3 protein-coding genes are annotated in these 2,090 nt (G+C 32.0%); all 3 read right to left on the bottom strand.

Going from position 1 to position 2,090, the window contains the following annotated elements; translation table 11 throughout:
- Positions 1-226: 226 nt before the first annotated feature.
- Complete coding sequence (locus AB4Y90_RS17670) at positions 227-967, bottom strand: hypothetical protein (protein WP_441558877.1); 741 nt, start codon at positions 965-967, stop codon at positions 227-229.
- Positions 968-1,122: 155 nt separating this feature from the next.
- A complete protein-coding gene (locus AB4Y90_RS17675; RefSeq protein ID WP_441558878.1) occupies positions 1,123-1,290 on the bottom strand; it encodes a bacteriocin-like protein in 168 nt (55 codons plus the stop codon).
- 176 nt (positions 1,291-1,466) lie between these two features.
- Positions 1,467-2,090: hypothetical protein (locus AB4Y90_RS17680; protein WP_441558879.1), on the bottom strand; the 624-nt coding region annotated here is incomplete at its 5' end.

Here is a 2,090-nt window from a genome sequence, read left to right on the forward strand (position 1 = left end):
GAGTTAATATAATCCTGATCTGAGTTGCTATAATTCTGTTTCAGATAATAAAATATCCTTTCAGGGTAAATAAATATCTTTTCTAAGTTGTCTTATTTCTTTTCCAAGTTGAAATAATTCTTTTTTGGGTTGCTTACATTCTTTCTGCAGTAGTTTTATTTCTATTCCGGGTAAGAAAAATCCTCTTGCTTTAAAAGAGGATTTCGTTTTTATGCGTTTATTTTCTTTAAAGAGAAATAAAACTAATTTTAGAAAATTCTAAACCTTTTATCTGTGCAAACTCCGGACTGGTAGCGCCGAAGATAGCTTTGATGTATTTTTTAACGTCTGAAGCAGTCTCACAAATCCCGGTTTCATCACCGTACAAAAGCTTATTTCTTGCGATTCTTGCATTGTTAACATTGGCATAAGCTCTTGCTACTTCCAGATTTTTGTTTTGTAAATCTGTGATGGTTGAGGTAAGCATGTCTACAAGCAACTCCGGTTCGTTAGGATGATAATTGGGCTCATTCTCCAATACAATTTTAATTCCTAACAAATGCTGAATAAGCTGATCATAGGATTGCTGGCTCACGGAAATGATAGCGGGAGCCGCTTCACCGGTATTTGCCGGAGCCTTTGGAGCGGATGCTCTTTTGCCCTGTAATTTCCGATTGTGGAATTTTGCTTCTTTGATGCTTCCTTCAGATGCACCTGAAACCTGTATTGCATTGATGAATCTTGTCGCCATCGTTTTGATGCCGCTGAAAGCTGTCTGTCTTTCACTTACCTTCCCGTTGTAGATTGTGCTATTGGATAAAACATCTGATAGAGCAAATTCGGCAGATTGTTTCAAAGCAATGAGTACGGGCAATTGCAAGCTGGTTTTTGAGGGATTGTAGGATGAGCCGTAGCCAATGAGGAATTCGATTAGGGTTTGAAAGTTTGCAATGTTTTTTGCATGCCCCGTTTCTGTGGTTGATGCCATAAGTCATTTGTGTTTAATTTGTTAGTGAAACAAATATAGATTTTTTTTCAGATAGAATGGGAGGGAATTGTGCTTTTTTTAATACAAAACCTCGCTGAGGGCGAGGTTTTGTATTAAGGAGTCACGGATTTAAATCTGGGACATCGTGATGTAATTTATGCGCAAAGACTTGGATAAAAACAAACCAATCTGCCTCTAAATTCTTCACATCTTGGGCATTGTCCGAAAGTTGCAGGACAATCTGAGTTTACATTGCATTCATTGATTTGTCCACCCTGAATAGTTTTAAGGGTTGTTCTTGAGATTTTTTTAATGTTTTTCATAGAAATTAGTTTTTGATGTTTCCTACTCTTTAAGCTTTTCGGATACCGCTTTATTTTTTCTAAAGATAGAGAATAATTCTGATAAGCAGGGGGTTATTTTATTTGTAATTATTGTTGATTCTGGGATTTGTTATTAATAGGAACAAGACATTGGTATTAGTAGTGATCTACAATTATTATAATTCATTAGTTAATTTTCTAATCTTAACTTCTAGTTGCTTACCTGTTAAATGATGGTTTTCAAATAAAATTTTTTTAAATCCAAGTTGATTGCTTACCTGATTGAAATTTAAGAAGCAAAATATTCCTTTAGTATAGAATTTATAAATGTTTTCAAACTTTGAAGCATTGAAACCTCTGTTAATGTCAATAATTTCATCATTATTAATTATAAACTCATTAGATTCTTTATTTCTTAAAAAATTTACATAAAATATATTGTCTCTGTCAAAAGTTCTATAGTTGTCTATACTTTTTTTTGTTTTAATTTGTTCACTGTCAATATCATCAGATTCAATAAAAATTACAGGTGAAGTTTTATAATTTAAAGGTGGAATATAGATTATAATACTTTTAAGATTAAATTGATAAACTGTATCCAAATCTTTTGCATATAGTGAAAATAAATTTTGCTCTACTTGTCTAAAATTTGTTATTTGGCCAGAGCAAAAATTGTTGTATAAGTCGCATCCAAATTCAGATTCTTTAAAAATTTCATTCAAAAATAATTTAATTTTTTTTCTGTCATTAATTATTTTAATTTCATTAATTCCAATTCTTATCTGAGCTTTATCTAATGC

This window comes from Chryseobacterium sp. 2TAF14 (genome assembly GCF_052115105.1).
Taxonomy (GTDB): Bacteria; Bacteroidota; Bacteroidia; order Flavobacteriales; family Weeksellaceae; genus Chryseobacterium.

What these genes read in the sequence shown, in the direction of transcription:
- AB4Y90_RS17670 (WP_441558877.1), bottom strand. Translation starts at nt 967, where the DNA reads ATGGCATCAACCACAGAAACGGGGCATGCAAAAAACATTGCAAACTTT.
- AB4Y90_RS17675 (WP_441558878.1), bottom strand. Translation starts at nt 1,290, where the DNA reads ATGAAAAACATTAAAAAAATCTCAAGAACAACCCTTAAAACTATTCAG.